The organism is Paenibacillus ottowii (assembly GCF_006874425.1).
GTDB classification, from domain to species: Bacteria; Bacillota; Bacilli; order Paenibacillales; family Paenibacillaceae; genus Paenibacillus; species Paenibacillus ottowii.
This window is the reverse complement of record NZ_VIJZ01000037.1, coordinates 1-1,668: the sequence shown is the minus strand read 5'-3', so window position 1 is coordinate 1,668 and position 1,668 is coordinate 1. Positions and strand designations below refer to the sequence as shown.

At 54.3% G+C, this 1,668-nt stretch carries 1 protein-coding gene; it reads right to left on the bottom strand.

Annotated elements, in window-relative coordinates; all coding sequences use genetic code 11:
• A partial coding sequence (locus tag FKV70_RS25795) for a non-ribosomal peptide synthetase (protein WP_142614972.1) occupies positions 1-1,668 on the bottom strand: 1,668 nt, incomplete at both ends.

Genomic DNA, 1,668 nt, shown 5'->3' with positions numbered 1-1,668 from the left:
GCACCGACGGCATGTTGTAGTTCACATCCTGCGGATCGAACTGATGCAGCACATACAGTCGTTTTTGTGCCGAGGACAGCGGATAGAAGCTGCGCTCTTCCGCTACCGGAATGGACGCATACGTCACCTGATCTAGACCTTCCAGCACAGCTGCCAGTTGTTCAATCGTTGGCGCTTCAAAAATGCTGCGCAGTGGAAGCGGCTTGTTCAGCTCCTTGTGAATCCTTGAGGCCAGTGTCGTCGCCCGCAGCGAGTGTCCGCCAATCTCAAAGAAGTTTTCCTTCACGCCGACCTGCGCCAGTCCCAGCACGTCCTGCCAAATTTGCGCCAGCTTCACTTCCACCCATGTCCGCGGTGCAACATAGTCGGCTCCGCTTTGCAGGCTGTCTTCGGGTGCTGGCAGGGCTTTGCGGTCGATTTTACCGTTTGGTGTCAGCGGCATCTGCTCCAGCTGTACCAGATAGGAAGGGATCATGTAACCCGGCAGCTTCTGGCTCAAGGCGCTGCGTAGCTCACTTGCGACAACTTCCTTATCGGCGACCACATAAGCGCAGAGTTGCTTCTGCCCTTGCTCATCTTCCCGTGCAATGACCACAACTTCTTGCACTGCCTCCAGCTTCAACAGCTGCGTTTCTACCTCGCTCAGTTCGATCCGGTAGCCCCGAATTTTCACCTGCGTATCGATCCGCCCCTTATAATCCAGCGTATCATCCGCATTTAAGCGTACCATGTCGCCTGTGCGATAGCAGCGTTCTCCGCTGCGGAACGGGCTGTCAATGAACTTTTCGGACGTCAGGTCCGGACGGTTACGGTAACCACGTGCTACCCCGTCACCGCCTACCAGTAGTTCACCCCATACCCCGACGGGCTGAAGCCGCATCGAACGGTCCACGACGTACGCTGTCGAATTATGGATCGGTCTGCCAATAGGCACCGATTCCGATTGCACACCAGGGATCGCATGCACTGTGGAAAAGGTTGTATTTTCAGTCGGGCCATAGATGTTACTGATTCGCAGGGACGGATGGGCCTCTAGCACCCGGTTCATATGTGGTACGGACATCACATCACCACCGACCAGCAGCTCCCGTATCCCCTCGAACAGTGTCAAATCCTGCTGAGACAGCTGGTTAAAGAGCGGTGTAGTCAAAAACATCGTGGTAATGCCATGGCTGTGAACAGCTTCCTTAAGCTTGAGCACGTCCAAAATGACATCCTGTCTAACTAGCACAAGCCGTCCACCGTTCAATAGCGCTCCCCAAATTTCAAAAGTGGATGCGTCGAAAACAATAGCGCCTGTTTGCAAAATGCGCGTGTCAGCGTCCAACTGTGCGTAGTTTGTATTTTTCACCAAACGTACGACATTGCGATGCTCTACCATGACACCCTTCGGCTGCCCCGTCGTACCCGACGTATAGATCACATACGCCAGATCGTTCGGACCGGACAACGGCTCCAGGTTGGAATCCTCCTCGTGATACACACTCTGTGACCCATTCAGCACCAGTACCTGACCATCAAAAGCTGCTTTGTCCACCAGATGGCTTTGCGTTAACAACAGCTCTGCTCCCGAGTCGTCCAGCATGTAGCGGATACGCTCCTCCGGATACGTCGGATCGATAGGGACATATGCACCTCCGGCTTTCAAAATGCCTAACATGCCCACAA